Origin of the sequence: Paracoccus albicereus (assembly GCF_024359525.1) — a bacterium.
In the GTDB taxonomy this organism is placed as follows: Bacteria; Pseudomonadota; Alphaproteobacteria; order Rhodobacterales; family Rhodobacteraceae; genus Paracoccus; species Paracoccus albicereus.
This window is the reverse complement of sequence record NZ_JAKZEU010000003.1, coordinates 314,173-331,384: the sequence shown is the minus strand read 5'-3', so window position 1 is coordinate 331,384 and position 17,212 is coordinate 314,173. Positions and strand designations below refer to the sequence as shown.

Here is a 17,212-nt window from a genome sequence, read left to right as displayed (position 1 = left end):
GTATTCGATGAACGCCGAAACCAAATTCGAGAACATGGAAGTGGGCTTCGACGTGCCGGCCGTGCCGGGCATGGACGAAAGCGAAATCCAGACGCCCTGCCTGATCCTCGATCTCGACGCGCTGGAGCGCAACGTCAAGAAGATGGGTGACTACGCCAAGGAACACGGCATGCGTCACCGGAGCCACGGCAAGATGCACAAGTCCGTAGACGTGCAGAAGCTGCAGGAAAAGCTGGGCGGCGCCGTCGGCGTCTGCTGCCAGAAGGTTTCCGAAGCCGAAGTCTTCGTTCGCGGCGGCATCAAGGACGTGCTGGTTTCCAACCAGGTTCGCGATCCGAAGAAGATCGACCGTCTGGCGCAACTGCCCAAGCTTGGCAGCCGCATCATTGTCTGCGTCGATGACATCGACAACGTGGCCGATCTGTCGGCTGCCGCCGAAAAGCACGGCACCACGCTTGAGGTCTTCATCGAGATCGATTGCGGCGCCGGCCGCTGTGGCGTGACCAAGACAGAGGATGTCGTGGCGATCGCCAAGGCCGTCGATGCGGCACCGGGTCTGAAATTCACCGGCATCCAAGCCTATCAAGGCGCGATGCAGCACATCGACAAGTATGAAGATCGCAAGGCCAAGCTCGACACCGCGATCGCGATGGTCAAGGACGCGGTCGAGGCGCTGAAGGCCGAGGGGCTGGAGCCGGAACTGGTGTCCGGCGGCGGCACCGGCTCTTACTATTTCGAGAGCAATTCGGGCGTCTACAACGAGCTGCAGTGCGGCAGCTACGCGTTCATGGACGCGGATTACGGCCGCATCCTCGACGAGAACGGCAAGCGCATCGACAAGGGCGAATGGGAGAACGCGTTGTTCATCCTGACTTCGGTCATGTCCCACGCCAAGGCTGACAAGGCGATCGTCGATGCCGGCCTCAAGGCTCAGTCGGTCGATTCCGGACTGCCGTTCATCTATGGCCGCGACGATGTGAAATACATCAAGTGCAGCGACGAGCACGGCGTGGTCGAAGACCCGCAGGGCGTGTTGAAGGTCAACGACAAGCTGCGCCTGGTGCCGGGCCATTGCGACCCGACCTGCAACGTCCACGACTGGTACGTCGGCGTGCGCAACGGCAAGGTCGAAACCGTCTGGCCGGTCAGCGCGCGGGGCAAGGCCTACTGATGTGGGTCGTCCCTGAGAAGGAAATCGCCGGACTGATGACCGCCGAGGCCGCGTTCGACGCGGTGGAAAGCGTGTTCGCCGCGATGGCAGACGGGAAAGCCTACAACTTTCCCGTCGTCCGCGAGGCGATCGGCCATGAGGATGCATTGTACGGCTTCAAAGGCGGCTTTGACGGCGCTGCGCTGAACATGGGGCTGAAGGCGGGCGGCTATTGGCCGAACAACCAGAAACACGGGCTGATCAACCACCAGTCCACGGTGTTTCTGTTTGACCCTGATACCGGGCGCGTCTCGGCCGCGGTGGGTGGCAACCTGCTGACCGCGCTGCGGACGGCCGCTGCGTCCTCGGTCTCGATCAAGCATCTGGCACCGAAGGATGCCAAGGTGCTGGGCATGATCGGCGCGGGCCATCAGTCCGCTTTCCAGATGCGCGCGGCGTCCAAGGCCGGCAAGTTCGAGCGCGTCCTGGGCTGGAACCCCCATCCCGACATGCTGGGCCGGCTGGAAGAGACCGCGGCCGAGATCGGTCTGCCCTTCGAGGCGGTCGATCTGGACCGTCTGGGCAGCGAGGCGGACGTGATCATCTCGATCACCTCGGCCTTCGAGCCGCTGCTGAAGGACGGCCATGTCAAGGGGCCGACGCATATCGCCGCGATGGGCACCGACACCAAGGGCAAGCAGGAACTCGACCCTGCGCTTGTCGCCCGCGCGCGCCTGTTCACCGATGAGGTGGCGCAATCCACCAGCATCGGAGAGTTTCAGCATGCCGCTGGCCAAGGGCTGATCAAAGACGCGGACGTGACGCCAATTGGTAAGGTCATCACCGGCGCCCATGAGGGCCGGGGCGACGCTGAAGTGACGATCTTTGATGGCACTGGTGTCGGTCTGCAGGATCTGGCGGTCGCCGCGGCGGTGGTCGATCTGGCCCGGGATCAGGGCAAGGCCGTGGAAGTCGAGATCTGAAGGTGAAAGGGCGCGCGAGCCGCGCCCTTTTGCGTGAACAACGCGCGGCGCTGCCGCACCTGACGTCAAACCGGCGCGGGTGTGGCGGCACCGCGTGTTTGTGCTTGGCGGCAAAGCGATTTTCGACCGATCCTTAAGACAGCATTGCGCTGTACAGGGGATCGCGATGGAAGACCTTTCGGATAGAACCCTCTCATTGTCCGCAACCGCAGGTTCGGCGGCCATGCCGTCGATCTCGTTCAGGACGAAACGATCAGGGGAGGGATCGTGATGACCGACATGACAGCAGACAGGATCGCCGCGACGGGCACGCATCCGGTGGACGAACGGCTGCCCGGTGGAAAGCTGATCACATTGGGCTTCCAGCACGTGCTGGTGATGTATGCGGGCGCGATCGCCGTGCCGCTGATCGTCGGCCGCGCGCTGCAACTGTCACCCGAAGAGGTGGCGTTCCTGATCTCGGCCGACCTTTTCGTCTGCGGCATCGTTTCGATCATCCAGAGTTTCGGCGCAACGCAATGGTTCGGGATCAAGCTGCCGGTGATGATGGGCGTCACCTTCGCCTCCGTCGGACCGATGGTCGCCATTGCCCAGACGACGCCCGGCCATGAAGGCGCACGGGCGTTGTTCGGGGCGATCATCGCCGCCGGCCTGATCGGCATCCTGATTGCACCGGTCGTCAGCCGGATGCTGCGGTTCTTCCCGCCTGTCGTCACGGGAACGCTGATCCTGACCATCGGCATCAGCCTGATGCCCATCGGCATCAACTGGATTTTCGGTCTGCCGGTCGGCCCGACCGCGCCGCAGATTGTCGATCCCGCCGCCGCCGCCTGGCTGGAAGGCGCGCGGGCGGCCGGAGAGGTACCCGACAGTGTGACGCTGGCCCCGACGATGAACAATCCGCTTTACGCCTCGGGCAGCAACATTCTGATCGCGGTGCTGGTGCTGGGTACGATCCTTGCCGTGTCGCGCTTCGCGACCGGCTTCATGGCCAATATCGCCGTCCTGATCGGCATTGCGGTCGGCGGGATCGCGGCGGCCGTCCTGGGCCTGATGCATTTTGACAAGGTCGGCGAGGCGGGGTGGTTCGCGCTGATCAAGCCGTTGCATTTCGGCATGCCGACCTTCGATCCGATCATGATCGCCACGATGTTTCTGGTGATGCTGGTCACGATGATCGAGTCGACCGGCATGTTCCTGGCGCTGAGCGACATCTGCAAGAAGCCGCTGGACCAGAAGTCCTTGGCCGCGGGCCTGCGGGCCGATGGACTTGGCACCGCGATCGGCGGGCTGTTCAACACGTTCCCCTACACCTCGTTCTCGCAGAATGTCGGGCTGGTCGGCGTGACCGGGATTCGGTCGCGCTTTGTCTGCGTGGCGGGCGGGGCGATCATGATCGTGCTGGGCCTGATCCCGAAGATGGGCGCCCTGGTCGAAAGTCTGCCGACCACGGTTCTGGGCGGCGCCGGTCTGGTCATGTTCGGGATGGTCGCCGCGACCGGCGTGCGCATCCTCAGCCGCGTCGATTTCGCCGGTAATCGCCACAACCTGTTCATCGTCGCCATCTCGGTCGGGATGGGCATGATTCCGTTGGTCGCGCCGGACTTCAACCAGTGGATGCCGCATGCGATCCATCCGCTGATCCATTCCGGCATTCTGCTTGCAGCGATCAGCGCGGTCCTGCTGAACTGGTTCTACAACGGCGCGCCCGATCTGGATGAGGCCGCGATGCGCGAGGCTGGACACGCGTCCGATGCCCACTGATCGGCTGCTGATCCGAGGGGCCGATGTCGTCGTCACGATGGACGACGCGCGCTCCGAGATCGCCGGCGGTGACGTGCTGGTTCAGGATGGAAAGATCGTCGCGGTGGGCCAAGGCCTGCCGCGCGATGGCGCCGAGGTGGTCGAGGCGACCGGTTGCGTCGTGACGCCCGGGCTGGTGAACACCCATCACCACCTGTTCCAGACCCTGACCCGCGCGGTGCCGGCGGCGCAGGACGCCGCGCTCTTCGGCTGGTTGAAGACGCTGTATCCGATCTGGGCCCGGATGACGCCCGACGACATCCGCCTGTCGGCAGAGGTCGGGCTGGCGGAACTGGCTTTGTCGGGCTGCACCTGTTCGTCCGATCACCTCTACATGTTTCCGAACGGTGCGCGGCTGGACGACAGCATCGAGGCGGCGCGTGCCATCGGCATTCGCTTCACCGCGACGCGCGGAGCGATGTCGATCGGTGAAAGCAAGGGCGGCCTGCCGCCCGACCAGCTTGTCGAGGATGAGGCCGCGATCCTGCGTGACAGCGAGAGGGTCGTCGATGCCTTCCACGAACCGGACGAAGGCGCGATGATCCAGGTCGCGCTGGCGCCTTGTTCGCCCTTCTCGGTCAGTCGCGAATTGATGCGTGACGCAGCGATCCTCGCGCGGGAAAAGGGCGTGCGGCTGCATACCCATCTGGCCGAGAATGACGAGGATATCCGTTATTCGCTGGACAATTTCGGAATGCTGCCGGGCGATTACGCGGAAAGCCTGGGCTGGACTGGTGAAGATGTCTGGCACGCCCATTGCGTGAAGCTGTCCGGTGATGAAATCGACCTCTTTGCCCGGACCGGCACCGGGGTTGCGCATTGTCCCTGTTCGAATGCGCGGCTGGCCAGCGGCATCGCGCCCATCCGCCACATGCGCGACGCGGGCGTGCCCGTCGGTCTGGGTGTGGACGGTTCTGCCAGCAACGATTGCAGCCATCTGGGGCTGGAGGCGCGGCAGGCGATGCTGGTCGCACGATTGCGCGACGGCCCATCGGCGATGGGTGCGCGCGAGGCGCTGGAGATCGCGACCCGCGGCGGCGCCCGTGTGCTGGGGCGCAGCGACATCGGAGTGTTGGCGCCGGGAATGCAGGCCGATCTGGTTCTGTGGGACGTCAGCGATCTGCCGGCAGCCGGTCAATGGGACCCCGTCGCCGCGCTGATCTTCTGCGCGCCGATCCGGCCGCGCGCCGTCTATGTCCACGGCCGTGCGGTGGTCAGCGACCACAGGCTGTTGACTGCCGACCCGCGCGACCTGCAACGGCGCGCGCAAAAGGCCGTCGCACGGTTGGCGGGATGATCCGCCGCAGTGCTGCGGATTGTTCATGGATTCTTGAGACTGCCTTGCCCTCGTCCTGTCTGCGCCCGATCGTGACGATAGGCTATCAGGGACGCAGAAATCGAACGGGAGGAAGACGATGCCGGGTTATCTGACCACGCATGTTCTGGACACCGCGCGCGGCCAGCCGGCGCAGGGAATGGAAATCGCGCTGTATCGGCTGGACGGCGAGGCGCGCACGGAACTCGCGCGGATGCGCACGAATGCCGACGGACGCACCGACAGCCCGATCCTGCCCGAAGGCGATTTCGCGCAGGGCAACTATGAGCTGGTGTTCCATGCGGGCGACTGGATGGATGCGACCGGGGTGGCGGCGGAAAGTCCGCGCTTTCTGGATGTGATCCCGATCCGGTTCGGGATGTCGCAGGACGATCATTATCACGTTCCGCTGCTGATCTCGCCCTTCGGCTTTTCGACCTATCGGGGAAGCTGAGCCATGCTGCTGATACCTGATGCCACGATCATCTGGGAATGGCTGGCCTTCGCCGTCCGCTGGACCCATGTCATCACCGCGATCGCCTGGATCGGTTCCTCGTTCTACTTCATCGCGCTCGATCTGGGCCTGCAGAAGGCCGAGAACATGCCGAAGGGCGCGCATGGCGAGGAATGGCAGGTCCATGGTGGCGGCTTCTACCACATCCAGAAATACCTCGTCGCGCCCGAGCGGATGCCGGAACATCTGACGTGGTTCAAATGGGAAAGCTACGCCACCTGGCTGTCCGGCGCCGCGCTGTTGATGGTCGTCTATTGGGCGGGCGCCGGTCTTTACCTGATCGATCCGGCCAAGATGGACCTCGCCGTGTGGCAGGCCATCGTCATCTCGGCCGGTTCGCTTGCGCTCGGCTGGCTGATCTACGACACGCTCTGCAAATCCAAGCTGGGTGAGCGGCCTACGGTTCTGATGCTGCTTCTGTTCGTGGCGCTGGTGGTGATGGGATGGGGCTATGATCAGGTCTTCACCGGTCGTGCCGCACTGCTGCACCTTGGCGCCTTCACCGCGACGATCATGACCGCGAACGTGTTTCTGGTCATCATGCCGAACCAGCGCGTCGTGGTGGCCGACCTCAAGGCCGGACGCGCACCCGATCCGAAATACGGCAAGATCGCCAAGCTACGCTCGACCCACAACAACTACCTGACGCTGCCGGTCATCTTCCTGATGCTGTCGAACCATTATCCGCTGGCCTTCGCGAGCGAGTACAACTGGTTGATCGCGGCACTGGTGTTCCTGATGGGCGTGACCATCCGGCATTTCTTCAACACGATGCATTCGCGCAAGGGTCAGTTGTGGTGGACCTGGGCGGTGACGGCGATCCTGTTCATCGCGATCATGGCCCTGTCCTCGGCCGGCCTTCGGCAGGAGCCGCTGGAAGAGGCCGAGGCCCGCGCCATGACCCGCGCCGAACGCCAGTTCGCCGAAGCGCCAGGGTTCGAGCAGGTCACGCAATATGTTCAGGGCCGCTGCTCGATGTGCCACGCGCGGGAGCCTGGCTATGAAGGGATTTACCACGCGCCCAAAGGCGTGTTTCTGGAAACACCCGGAGACATCGCCCGCCACGCGCGCGAGGTCTATCTGCAGGCGGGTGTGACAGAGGCGATGCCGCCCGCGAATGTCAGCTACATGGAAGAGGCAGAGCGCGACGCCATCATCCGCTGGTTCCGCGCGGGCCGTGGGACCGAAGTGGCAGCGAACTGACGCCGCTTCGGCCGCTGATTTAGCAGCACCTCCCCTGACAATCCTGCGATCCGCCGGCCCATGAAACGGTCGGTGGATCGTTTGCGATTCGGTGTTATGCGGTAGCGACGTGAGCGCGGAAAAACTCGCTTCTTGCCGGATTGTGCAAAAATCTTTTCTGGAAGGTGCCTTGCGAAGATAATATCTAACGCTGCGTTTGTTAATTTAAATAGTTCTCATTTATTTATTTAGATGATAATACTGTCTCCATCTCGTTTTTCTTTCTAATATCATCGCGAAAGGAATAACAGCATGGCGACCAATGGAAACGACACCATCATCGGTAACTTTCTGCCGAACCTTATCAACGCGCTTGGCGGCAATGACCTTGTTTCAGCCCTGGGCGGCAACGATACCGTCAACGGCGGCGCGGGCAACGATCGGATCTTCGGCGGGTCCGGCAATGACAGTCTGATCGGCGGCGGTGGCAACGACAGCATCTTCGGCGGCACCGGAAACGACACCATCCGCAGCAGCGGCGCCGGGGTATACCGCGGCGAGTCCGGCAATGATTACATCTATGCCGGATTGGGTGTGAACGAAACGCTGGACGGCGGCACCGGCATCGATTGGCTGAACACGACGACGTTCAATGGCAATTACCGCGTCAATCTGGCCACCGGCCTTACAAACTTTGCCGGCGAAAGCTTCATCAATTTTGAAAACCTCGTGACCGGCGCGGGCAATGACACACTGACCGGAACGGCCGGGAACAACTATATCAGCGGCGGGGCCGGAAATGACGTCATCGACGGTGGTCTTGGCAACGACCGGCTTTACGGCGGCGCTGGCAATGACAGCCTCGTCGGTGGCGGCGGCAACGATACCGTCTATGGCGGCGCCGGAAACGATACGCTCCGCAGCAGCGGTACCGGAACCTATGATGCCGGCATCGGGAACGACTATGTGTATGCCGGGCTTGGCCTTCCGGAAGTCCTGCGGGGCGGCGCCGGCATCGACTGGCTGAACACCACCACGTTCAACGGCAATTACAGTGTCAATCTGACAACCGGAGCCACCAACTTTGCCGGCGAAAGCTTCACCGGTTTCGAAAGCCTGATCACGGGCAGCGGCAATGACACGCTGACAGGGACCGCGGATGCCAACTATATCAGTGGCGGCGCTGGCAATGACGTCATCGACGGCGGACTGGGCAACGATACGCTTGTCGGGGGCGCGGGCAACGACAGCCTGACGGGCGGCGGCGGAACCGAGTTGGTCTTCGGCGGGACCGGGAACGACACGCTCCGCAGCAGCGGGGCGGGCACCTATCGCGGCGATTCCGGCAACGACTATGTGTATGCCGGACTTGGCGTGAACGAGACGCTGGACGGCGGCACCGGCACCGATTGGCTGAACACGACGACCTTCAACGGTGCCTATCGCGTCGACATGACGAGCGGAATCACGAACTTCGCGGGCGAAAGCTTCGTCAACTTCGAGAATCTGCTCAGCGGCTCGGGCAATGACACGCTTTACGGCACCAACGGCGCCAACACGATCTATGCCGGGTCGGGCAACGATTATATCGACGGCCGCGATGGCGACGATTGGATCTTCGGTCAGGACGGCGCCGACAGGCTCTACGGCTCGGGCGGCAACGACAACGTCTATGGCGGCAACGACAATGACTCCGTGTCTGGTGGTTCGGGCAACGATCGGGTCTTCGGCGATGCAGGGAATGACACCCTCCGGGGCAGTACCGGCAACGACAGCGTTTATGGCGGCGACGGCAATGACGCCCTTTACGGTGATTCCGGCAACGACATCCTGTTCGGCAACCTGGGCACCGATACGCTGACCGGCGGCAGCGGCGAGGATGTTTTCAAGTTCAACTTCGTGGCGGATTCCCCGTTCGGAATCCCCGCCAATTACGATGTGATCACCGACTTCCAGGGCGCGGGGATCAACTTCATCTTCGTTGACGAGGATCGGATCGACCTGTCGTCCGTGGACACTGGCGTCCTGTCATTCGGCACCGGCCCTGCGGCGCACGCGGTCTGGCTGGAAAATGTCGGAACCGAGACTTGGGTCCGGGTCAGCAACGACAACGATGTCGGGATCGAGATGACCATCAAGATCCAGGATGGCGCGACCGTGGCAGGCGATTACTGGGCGGGCGACTTCATCCTCTGATCGTGTCGCAGGCAAGAGCGGGCGCAGCCGGTGACGGCTGCGTCTTCCATTCAAAAGGACTGTTTTAGCTTCCTCGCCGCGAAATCCGCAAACAGGCGCACCTTCGGGTCCTGCAATCGGCGATGCGGCGTCAGGCTGCCGAACTGCGCGGCGACGGGCCGGGTGTCTGGCAGGACCTCGACCAGCCGCCCCGCCGTGATATGGTCCGCGACCTCATAGCTCGGCCTGTTCGCGATCCCGTGGCCAGCCAGCGCCCAATCCGTCAGCACATCACCGTCATCCGCATCGAAACGCCCGGCCACGGTCATCTTGCGCGGGCCGTCCGGTGTTTCCAGTGTCCAGAAATATTCGGTGCTGCGCGGAAACCGCAGCAGTAGGCATTCGTGCTGGATCAGGTCGTCAGGCTCGGCTGGCGTGCCGGCCCGCTTCAGATAATCCGGCGCGGCGACCAGAAGCCGCGGACAATCCGCGATCTTGCGCCATTTGAGCGCGGAATCCGCCGGTTCGCCCAGGAAGTAGGCAAGGTCGATCCCGTCTTCGACGATGTTGACGGACCGGTCCGACAGGCGCAGCCGGATCTCGATCCCCTCATGTTCGTTGCAGAACGCGGGGATCAGGGGCGCGATCAGCCGTCGGCCTAGCCCCAGCGGAGCAGTCAGGCGCAATACGCCACGCGGTGCGCCGGAATAGCTGCCCACCACGGCCTCGGCCTCGTCCAGCGTCTCGATCACCCGCCGAGCCTGATCGTAGAAGGCCCGCCCGATCTCTGTCGTGGTCAGTCGACGCGTGGTCCGGTTCAACAACCTGACGCCGAAACGGTTTTCAAGATCCTTGATCCGGTTCGAGGCGACAGCAGGCGACAGGCGCATATCCCGACCCCCGGCCGTGATCGAGCCCAGTTCGACCACCCTTACGAACACCCGCAGGCTTTCAAGATAGGACATGCGGCCCCCGTCGCTTTCAATGGATCGTGTAAAGTCTTCTACGTCGGACCCGATTTCGCAACGGAATTCTGTGCCGTAAGGTTGGGAATGGGCCAGCCATGTGCCAGCAGGATGCGAGGACGAGATGGGCGAATTGCGCTTTCTACTGAATGACCGAGAGATCGCGCTTGATGCGGTCGGTCCCGCCGACACGCTGCTGGACTTCCTTCGGATCGACCAGCGCCTGACCGGAACGAAGGAAGGCTGCGCCGAAGGTGACTGCGGCGCCTGCACCGTGATGGTCGGCCGACTGACCGATGACGGTCTGCTTTATGAACCCATCAACGCCTGCATCCGCTTCCTTGCGGCCTGCCACGGCTGCCACATCGTCACGATCGAGCATCTGCGCGGTCGCGATGGCGCGTTGCATCCGGTTCAGAAAGCGATGGTGGAACATCACGGCAGCCAATGCGGCTTTTGTACGCCGGGCTTCGTCATGTCGCTTTACGCGCTGTGGATGCACGAGCCGAACCCAGACATGGCGGAAGTCGAGACGGCCCTGCAGGGCAATCTGTGCCGCTGCACAGGCTATGAGCCGATCGTGAAGGCAGCCTTCGCCGCCAGTCAGGCGGGCGGCCAGGCGATGGATGCGCTGGCGGTCGAACGCGAAACGGTGACCTCGCGCCTGCGGGACATGGTCGGCAGTCGGGTCGATGTCAGCCGCGATGGTCAGCGGGCGATCATTCCCGCGGGTGTGGACGATCTGGCGGCCCTCCTGGTCGAGCATCCCAAGGCCACGGTGGTCGCCGGCGCGACCGATGTCGGCCTGTGGGTCACCAAGTTTTTGCGCCCGATCAGCCCGGCGATCTTCATCGGACACCTGATGAAGAATATCGAGGAAAGCACGGACGAGATCCGCATCGGCGCGGGCGTGACCTATACCGAACTGGCCGATCTGCTGGAGCGGGAATACCCCGGCACCGACGATTACTGGCTGCGCATCGGCGGCTGGCAGATCCGCAACGCGGGCACGATCGGTGGCAATATCGCCAACGCTTCGCCCATCGGTGAGACGCCGCCGCTGCTGATTGCCATCGGCGCGCGGATCGTGCTGCGTCGGGGCGATGCGCGGCGCGAGCTGAAGCTGGAAGATTACTTCCTCGAATACGGCAAGCAGGACCGCCAGCCAGGCGAGTTCGTCGAGACGATCATCCTGCCGCGGCGGGGCGCGGATCGCGTGGTCGCCTACAAGATCTCCAAGCGCCGCGACAGCGACATCTCGGCCGTGGCCGCGGGCTTCCGGCTGCGGATCGAGGGTGACCGCATCGCCAGTGCCCGTGTGGCCTTCGGCGGCATGGCCGGCATTCCAAAACGCGCGGCGAAGGCCGAGGGGGCGCTGGAAGGCCAGCCCTTCACCGAAGAGACCTTCGAGGCAGCGGCTCAGGCGGTCGCGGATGATTTTACGCCGATGACCGACATGCGCGCGTCCAAGGAATATCGGGCCATGATCGCCGGCAATTTCTTCCGGCGACTATGGCTGGAACTGGCGGAGGGTGAGGGCGAGGTGCGTCTTCCCCGCCGCGTGGAGGCAGCAGAATGAAGGACGACATCAAGATCAGCGGATTGGCGCATCAGGACACGATCCACGACAGCGCGATCAAGCATGTCACAGGCCGGGCCGACTATACCGACGATCTGGCCGAGCCGCATGGGTTGCTGCACGCCTATCTGGGCCTGTCGAAATGCGCGCATGGCCGCATCGCCTCGATGGACCTCGATGCGGTCCGCACCGCGCCGGGCGTGATCGGCGTGCTGATAGCAAGTGATCTGCCGGGCGTGAACGACGTTTCGCCCGCTGGCCACAAGGACGACCCGGTCTTCGCCGAGGGCGAGGTGAAGTTCTGGGGCCAGCCGATCTTCGCGGTCATCGCCGAGACCCGCGACCAGGCGCGCCGCGCGGCGGCCAAGGCCGAGATCGACTACGAGGCGCTGCCCCATGCGCTGGACCCGATCGCGGCGAAGGACGCTGGCATGGGCTATGTCACCGATCCACTGACCTTGCGTCGCGGCGATGCGGCCAAGGGGCTGGCCGCGTCCCCGCACCGACTCAAGGGGCGCATGGGGATTGGCGGGCAGGATCACTTCTACCTGGAAGGCCAGATCGCGATGGCTGTCCCGGGCGAGGACGAGGATGTCGTCATCAACGTTTCCACCCAGCACCCGTCCGAGGTGCAGCACATGGTCGCCCATGTGCTGGGCGTGCCGAGTGCGTCGGTGGTCGTGAACGTGCGCCGGATGGGCGGCGGGTTCGGCGGCAAGGAAACGCAGATGAACCTCTTCGCCTGCGTCGCGGCCGTCGCGGCAAAGCGCTGGAACCGCGCGGTGAAGATCCGCCCCGACCGCGACGACGATATGTCCGCAACCGGCAAACGCCACGATTTCGTCGTGGATTACGAGGTCGGATACGGCGACGACGGCAAGATCCTCGCCGTTGATGGCGATTGGTATGCCCGCTGCGGCTTTTCGGCGGACCTCAGCGGCCCGGTCACCGACCGCGCGTTGTTCCATGCCGACAACGCCTATTATTACCCCGACGTCCGCGTCAGCAGCCATCCGATGCGCACGAACACCGTGTCGAACACCGCATTCCGTGGCTTCGGCGGGCCGCAGGGCGTGATCGTCGCCGAGCGGATGATCGAAGAGATCGCCTATGCGCTTGGTCGGGATCCGTTGGAGATCCGCAGGGCAAACCTCTACGAAAACGGCCAGCTGACCCCGTATCACCAGGAGGTCAAGGATCAGATCCTGCCGCGCATCTTCGATGAGCTGGAGGCCAGCAGCGACTACGCCGCGCGCCGTCAGGCAGTGCTGGACTGGAACGCGAAGGGCGGCGTGATCCGCAAGGGTATCGCGCTCACGCCGGTCAAGTTCGGGATCAGCTTCACCGCCACGCATTTCAACCAGGCGGGCGCGTTGCTGCATGTCTATTCGGACGGATCGATCCAGTTGAACCACGGCGGGACCGAAATGGGGCAGGGCCTGAATACCAAGGTCGCGCAGGTGGTGGCCGAGGCGTTTCAGTGCGACCTGTCGCGCATCAAGATCACCCGCACGACGACGGAAAAGGTGCCGAACACCTCGGCTACCGCGGCGTCTTCGGGGTCGGACCTGAACGGCATGGCGGCTTTGGACGCGGCCGAGCAGATCAAGGCGCGGCTGGTCGAGTTCGTCGCCGAACGCTGGCAGGCGCCGCGCGACGAGATCAGCTTCGTGCCCGGCCATATCCGCGCCGGCGGCCGCGACATTCCCTGGACCGAGGTGATCGGCGCAGCCTATGCCGCCCGCATCCACCTGTCAGCGGCGGGCTTTTACAAGACGCCGGATATCCATTGGGACCGCGCGACCGGGCGGGGGCGGCCGTTCTACTACTTCGCCTATGGCGCGGCTGTGGCCGAGGTGTCGGTCGACACGCTCAGCGGTGAATACATCATCGACCGTGCCGATGTGCTGCATGATGTGGGTCGCTCGTTGAACCCGGCCATCGACAAGGGACAGGTCGAGGGCGCCTTCGTGCAGGGCACCGGCTGGCTGACCACAGAGGAATTGTGGTGGAACGAGAAGGGCGAGCTGAAGACGCACGCACCGTCCACCTACAAGATTCCGCTCGCATCCGACCGGCCGCGCATCTTCAACGTCAAGCTGGCGGACTGGTCCGAAAACGCGGAGCGGACCATCAAGCGGTCCAAGGCCGTGGGCGAGCCGCCGTTCATGCTTGGAATCTCGGTCTTCGAGGCGATCAACATGGCGGTCGCTTCGATGGCGGATTATCGAGAGCCGGCCCGGATCGACGCGCCCGCGACGCCCGAGCGCGTGCTGATGGCGGTGGAGCGGCTGAAACGATGATCCGCGTTCGGGTCATATCGGCCCGCGGGTCCACCCCGCGCGAGGCTGGGGCCGAGATGATGGTCGGCGCGGGTCACGTGACCGGAACGATCGGGGGCGGGCAGCTGGAATACATGGCCATCGACCGGGCGCGACAGATGCTGGCCTCGGGCGAGGCAAAAGCGCAGATGGATGTGCCTTTGGGTCCAGAAAACGGGCAGTGCTGTGGCGGGCGTGTCCTGTTGCAGCTTGACCGAGAAGCCGCGACCCCGGTGGCCCACCCGGACCTGCTGATTTTCGGGGCCGGTCATGTCGGTCGCGCGCTGGCGCAGATCGCGCAGCCGCTGCCGGTGAACACGATGCTGATCGACCAGCGCGCCGAAGAGCTTGCGCTTGCTGTGCCGGGTATCACGACACGCCTGACACCGCTGCCCGAGGCCCAAATCAGGGCCGCGCGACCCGGAAGCGCCATCGTCATCCTGACCCACGATCACGCGCTGGACTTTCTGCTGGCGGCGGAAGCGCTGGCGAGGCCTGATCTGTCCTATGTCGGCATGATCGGCAGTGCCACGAAACGCGCGCAATTCACTCGCTTCGCGGCCTCGCACGGGATCGACCCCGCGCGCCTGATCTGCCCGATCGGCGCGAACGCGACTGGCGACAAACGCCCCGCCATCATCGCCGCGTTCACCGCGACCGAGGTGATCGGCGCCCTGATTTCCCAAGAACAGAAACACCCATGCGACAGCTGATCCGGGGCCGCGTCCTCGACTTCCACGCCGACCCGACCGAAACCGAGGATAGCCACCGCTTTTTCGAAGACGGGGCGATCCTGATCGAGGACGGCATCATTCGCGCCGTCGGCGACTACACCGCGCTGCGCGAGGACGGTCTGGCCGAGATCGACCACCGCCCGAACCTAATCCTGCCGGGCTTCATCGACCCGCATATCCATTTTCCGCAGGTGCAGGTCATTGCCAGCTGGGGCGCGCAGCTTCTTGACTGGTTGAACCACTATACCTTCCCGGCGGAAGCCGAATACGGCGATCCCGCCCATGCCCAAGCGATGGCGGGCCGGTTCCTGGACTTGCTGACGGCGCATGGCACGACCAGCGCTGTCGCCTTCTGCTCGGTCCACGCCGAAAGCGCCGAAGCCCTGTTCTCGGCTGCCGAGGCGAAGGGTATGGCGATGATCGCGGGCAAGGTCATGATGGACCGCAATGCCCGTGACGATCTGCACGATACGGCGCAAAGCGGCTACGATGACAGCAAGGCGCTGATCGAACGCTGGCATGGGCGCGGGCGTCAGCGATACGCGATCAGCCCCCGGTTCGCGATCACCTCGACGCCCGAGCAGCTTTCGGCGGCCGGAACATTGGCTGCGGAACATTCGGACTGCCTGATCCAGACCCACATGAGCGAGAATTGCGATGAGATCGCTTACACGCTAAGCCTTTATCCAGAGGCGCGGGACTATCTCGACATCTACGACACGCACGGCCTGCTGAGCTCTCGCACGCTGCTGGGCCACTCGATCCACCTTGAGCCGCGCGAGATTGCGCGCATGGCCGAGACCGGAAGCCGTGCCGTGTTCTGCCCGACGTCGAACCTGTTTCTGGGCTCGGGCCTGTTCGACGCGGCCGGCCTGCGGGCGGCGGGAATTACTGCGGGTATCGCGACCGATGTCGGTGGGGGGACCAGCTATTCGATGCTGCAGACGCTGAACGAGGGCTACAAGATTCTGCAATTGCTCGGGCAGAAGCTGACCCCGCTGGCGGCCTTCCACTGGGCAACGCGCGGCAATGCGATCACTTTGGGGATGGAGGATCGCATCGGTACGCTTGCCCCCGGCAGCGATGCCGATCTTGTGGTGCTGGATGCGCGTGCGACACCCGCGATGGCACTGCGGATGGAACGCGCCGAAACGCTGGCCGAGGAATTGTTCATCCTGCAGATCATGGGTGACGACCGCGCCGTTGCGCAGACCTATGTGGCGGGAAAGCCGATGAAACCGACGGCGGTCTGACCGGCGCTTGGCGTAGGGTGCCGTTTCCATTATCGCTCGCAGGAACAACCTGTGAGGGAGCCGTTGTTCTATCCGCTCGCCAGCTCGACCTGGGATGCCGCCGAGGAAGCGGCTCTGCAGGGCGTGATCCGGTCGGGCCGGTTCACGATGGGTCCGAAGGTTCGCGCGTTCGAAGAGGCGTTCGCCGCCCATGTCGGCGCGGATCACGCGATCATGACGTCGTCAGGCTCGGCCGCGAACCTGCTCGCGCTGGCCGGCGCGATGTATCACCCCGATTTCCGCTGGCAGAAGGGCGACGAGATCATCGTGCCCGCGGTCAGCTGGTCCACGACATATTTCCCGGTCAGCCAGTTGGGGTTGCGGCTGCGCTTCGTCGACGTTGACGGGGCGACGCTGAACATCGACCCGGACCTCGCGGCGCAGGCAATCACGCGCCGCACCCGTGCTGTCCTTGCGGTGAACCTGCTCGGGAATCCGGCCGCGCTGAGCAGGCTGAAGGCGGTCTGCGATCAGGCGGGGATCCTGCTGCTGGAGGACAATTGTGAATCCCTCGGCGCGACGCTGAACGGTCAGCAGGCCGGGACGTTCGGGCTGTTCGGGACCTACAGCAGCTTCTTTTCGCACCATATCTGCACCATGGAAGGCGGGATGGTGGTGACGAATGACCGCCGCCTTGCCGATACGATGCTAAGCCTGCGCGCGCATGGCTGGACCCGCGATCTGCCGGCCGACACGCATCTGCCGGTCGATCCTGATCCGTTCGTGGCCCAGTTTCGCTTCGTCCTGCCGGGCTACAATCTGCGCCCGCTGGAGATGGAGGGCGCGTTGGGTCTGCCGCAGCTTGAAAAGCTGCCTGACCTGATTTCCGCGCGGAGGGCCAACGGCGCGATCTTCCAGCGCGATTTCGGCGGACTTGATGACCTCGACATCCAGCACGAGACCGGCGAATCCTCGTGGTTCGGTTTTGCGATGGTGCTGAAGGGGCGACTGGCCGGGCGTCGTCGCGAGCTGGTCGCGGCCTTGGCCGAGGCAGAGATCGAGTGCCGGCCGATCGTTGCGGGCAATTTCCTGAACAACCCAGTGATTGCGCATCTGGATCACGACGTGGCGTCCGGTATGGCGGCCGCAGATCGGATCGACGCCGAGGGGCTGTTCACCGGCAATCATCACTTTGACATCGCCCCGCAGCTCGCGCGCCTGCGCGAGGTGGTGCAGACGGTCGCGGACCGTTACTGAAG

At 64.0% G+C, this 17,212-nt stretch carries 13 protein-coding genes; 12 read left to right on the top strand and 1 reads right to left on the bottom strand.

The window, feature by feature from the left end; genetic code table 11:
• Nucleotides 1–7: 7 nt before the first annotated feature.
• From bhcC to MLD63_RS17945, 7 genes are all read left to right on the top strand, one after another.
• On the top strand, nucleotides 8–1,171 hold the full coding sequence (bhcC, locus tag MLD63_RS10465; RefSeq protein ID WP_255329845.1) for a 3-hydroxy-D-aspartate aldolase BhcC: 1,164 nt from the start codon (nucleotides 8–10) through the stop codon (nucleotides 1,169–1,171).
• Entirely contained in the window at nucleotides 1,171–2,133 is a 963-nt protein-coding gene (bhcD, locus tag MLD63_RS10460; protein ID WP_255329844.1) for an iminosuccinate reductase BhcD, read from the top strand. Before bhcC ends, bhcD begins: the two co-directional genes overlap by 1 nt.
• A 270-nt stretch (nucleotides 2,134–2,403) precedes the next feature.
• Nucleotides 2,404–3,897: a nucleobase:cation symporter-2 family protein gene (locus MLD63_RS10455; protein ID WP_255329843.1), complete on the top strand. Its 1,494-nt coding sequence runs from the start codon at nucleotides 2,404–2,406 to the stop codon at nucleotides 3,895–3,897.
• Nucleotides 3,887–5,233: an 8-oxoguanine deaminase gene (locus MLD63_RS10450; RefSeq protein WP_255329842.1), complete on the top strand. Its 1,347-nt coding sequence runs from the start codon at nucleotides 3,887–3,889 to the stop codon at nucleotides 5,231–5,233. Before MLD63_RS10455 ends, MLD63_RS10450 begins: the two co-directional genes overlap by 11 nt.
• 118 nt (nucleotides 5,234–5,351) lie before the next feature.
• A complete protein-coding gene (uraH, locus tag MLD63_RS10445; RefSeq protein WP_255329841.1) occupies nucleotides 5,352–5,705 on the top strand; it encodes a hydroxyisourate hydrolase in 354 nt (117 codons plus the stop codon).
• Nucleotides 5,706–5,708: 3 nt separating this feature from the next.
• The gene (locus tag MLD63_RS10440) at nucleotides 5,709–6,968 is read left to right on the top strand and encodes a urate hydroxylase PuuD (protein WP_439957648.1); all 1,260 of its coding nucleotides are present in this window, start codon (nucleotides 5,709–5,711) and stop codon (nucleotides 6,966–6,968) included.
• 291 nt (nucleotides 6,969–7,259) lie between these two features.
• A complete protein-coding gene (locus tag MLD63_RS17945) occupies nucleotides 7,260–9,143 on the top strand; it encodes a calcium-binding protein (protein WP_304363997.1) in 1,884 nt (627 codons plus the stop codon).
• A 50-nt stretch (nucleotides 9,144–9,193) separates the two neighbouring features.
• Here the strand turns inward: MLD63_RS17945 and MLD63_RS10415 are convergent, their stop codons facing one another.
• Nucleotides 9,194–10,087: a LysR family transcriptional regulator gene (locus MLD63_RS10415; protein ID WP_255329840.1), complete on the bottom strand. Its 894-nt coding sequence runs from the start codon at nucleotides 10,085–10,087 to the stop codon at nucleotides 9,194–9,196.
• 124 nt (nucleotides 10,088–10,211) lie between these two features.
• On the opposite strand from MLD63_RS10415, the gene xdhA reads away from it, so the two are divergent.
• The 5 genes from xdhA to MLD63_RS10390 are packed head-to-tail and all read left to right on the top strand — an operon-like array spanning nucleotide 10,212 to nucleotide 17,210.
• Nucleotides 10,212–11,666 (top strand): xanthine dehydrogenase small subunit, encoded by a 1,455-nt coding sequence (xdhA, locus tag MLD63_RS10410; protein ID WP_255329839.1) that lies wholly within the window; start codon nucleotides 10,212–10,214, stop codon nucleotides 11,664–11,666.
• Entirely contained in the window at nucleotides 11,663–13,969 is a 2,307-nt protein-coding gene (gene xdhB / locus MLD63_RS10405) for a xanthine dehydrogenase molybdopterin binding subunit (protein WP_255329838.1), read from the top strand. Before xdhA ends, xdhB begins: the two co-directional genes overlap by 4 nt.
• Nucleotides 13,966–14,700: a xanthine dehydrogenase accessory protein XdhC gene (xdhC, locus tag MLD63_RS10400; protein ID WP_255329837.1), complete on the top strand. Its 735-nt coding sequence runs from the start codon at nucleotides 13,966–13,968 to the stop codon at nucleotides 14,698–14,700. Before xdhB ends, xdhC begins: the two co-directional genes overlap by 4 nt.
• Nucleotides 14,688–15,974, top strand: a complete 1,287-nt coding sequence (gene guaD / locus MLD63_RS10395) for a guanine deaminase (protein ID WP_255329836.1) — start codon at nucleotides 14,688–14,690, stop codon at nucleotides 15,972–15,974. Before xdhC ends, guaD begins: the two co-directional genes overlap by 13 nt.
• A 51-nt stretch (nucleotides 15,975–16,025) precedes the next feature.
• Nucleotides 16,026–17,210 carry a DegT/DnrJ/EryC1/StrS family aminotransferase gene (locus MLD63_RS10390; RefSeq protein ID WP_255329835.1) on the top strand — a complete coding sequence of 395 codons (1,185 nt, stop codon included), beginning with the start codon at nucleotides 16,026–16,028 and terminating at the stop codon, nucleotides 17,208–17,210.
• Nucleotides 17,211–17,212 lie beyond the last annotated feature (2 nt).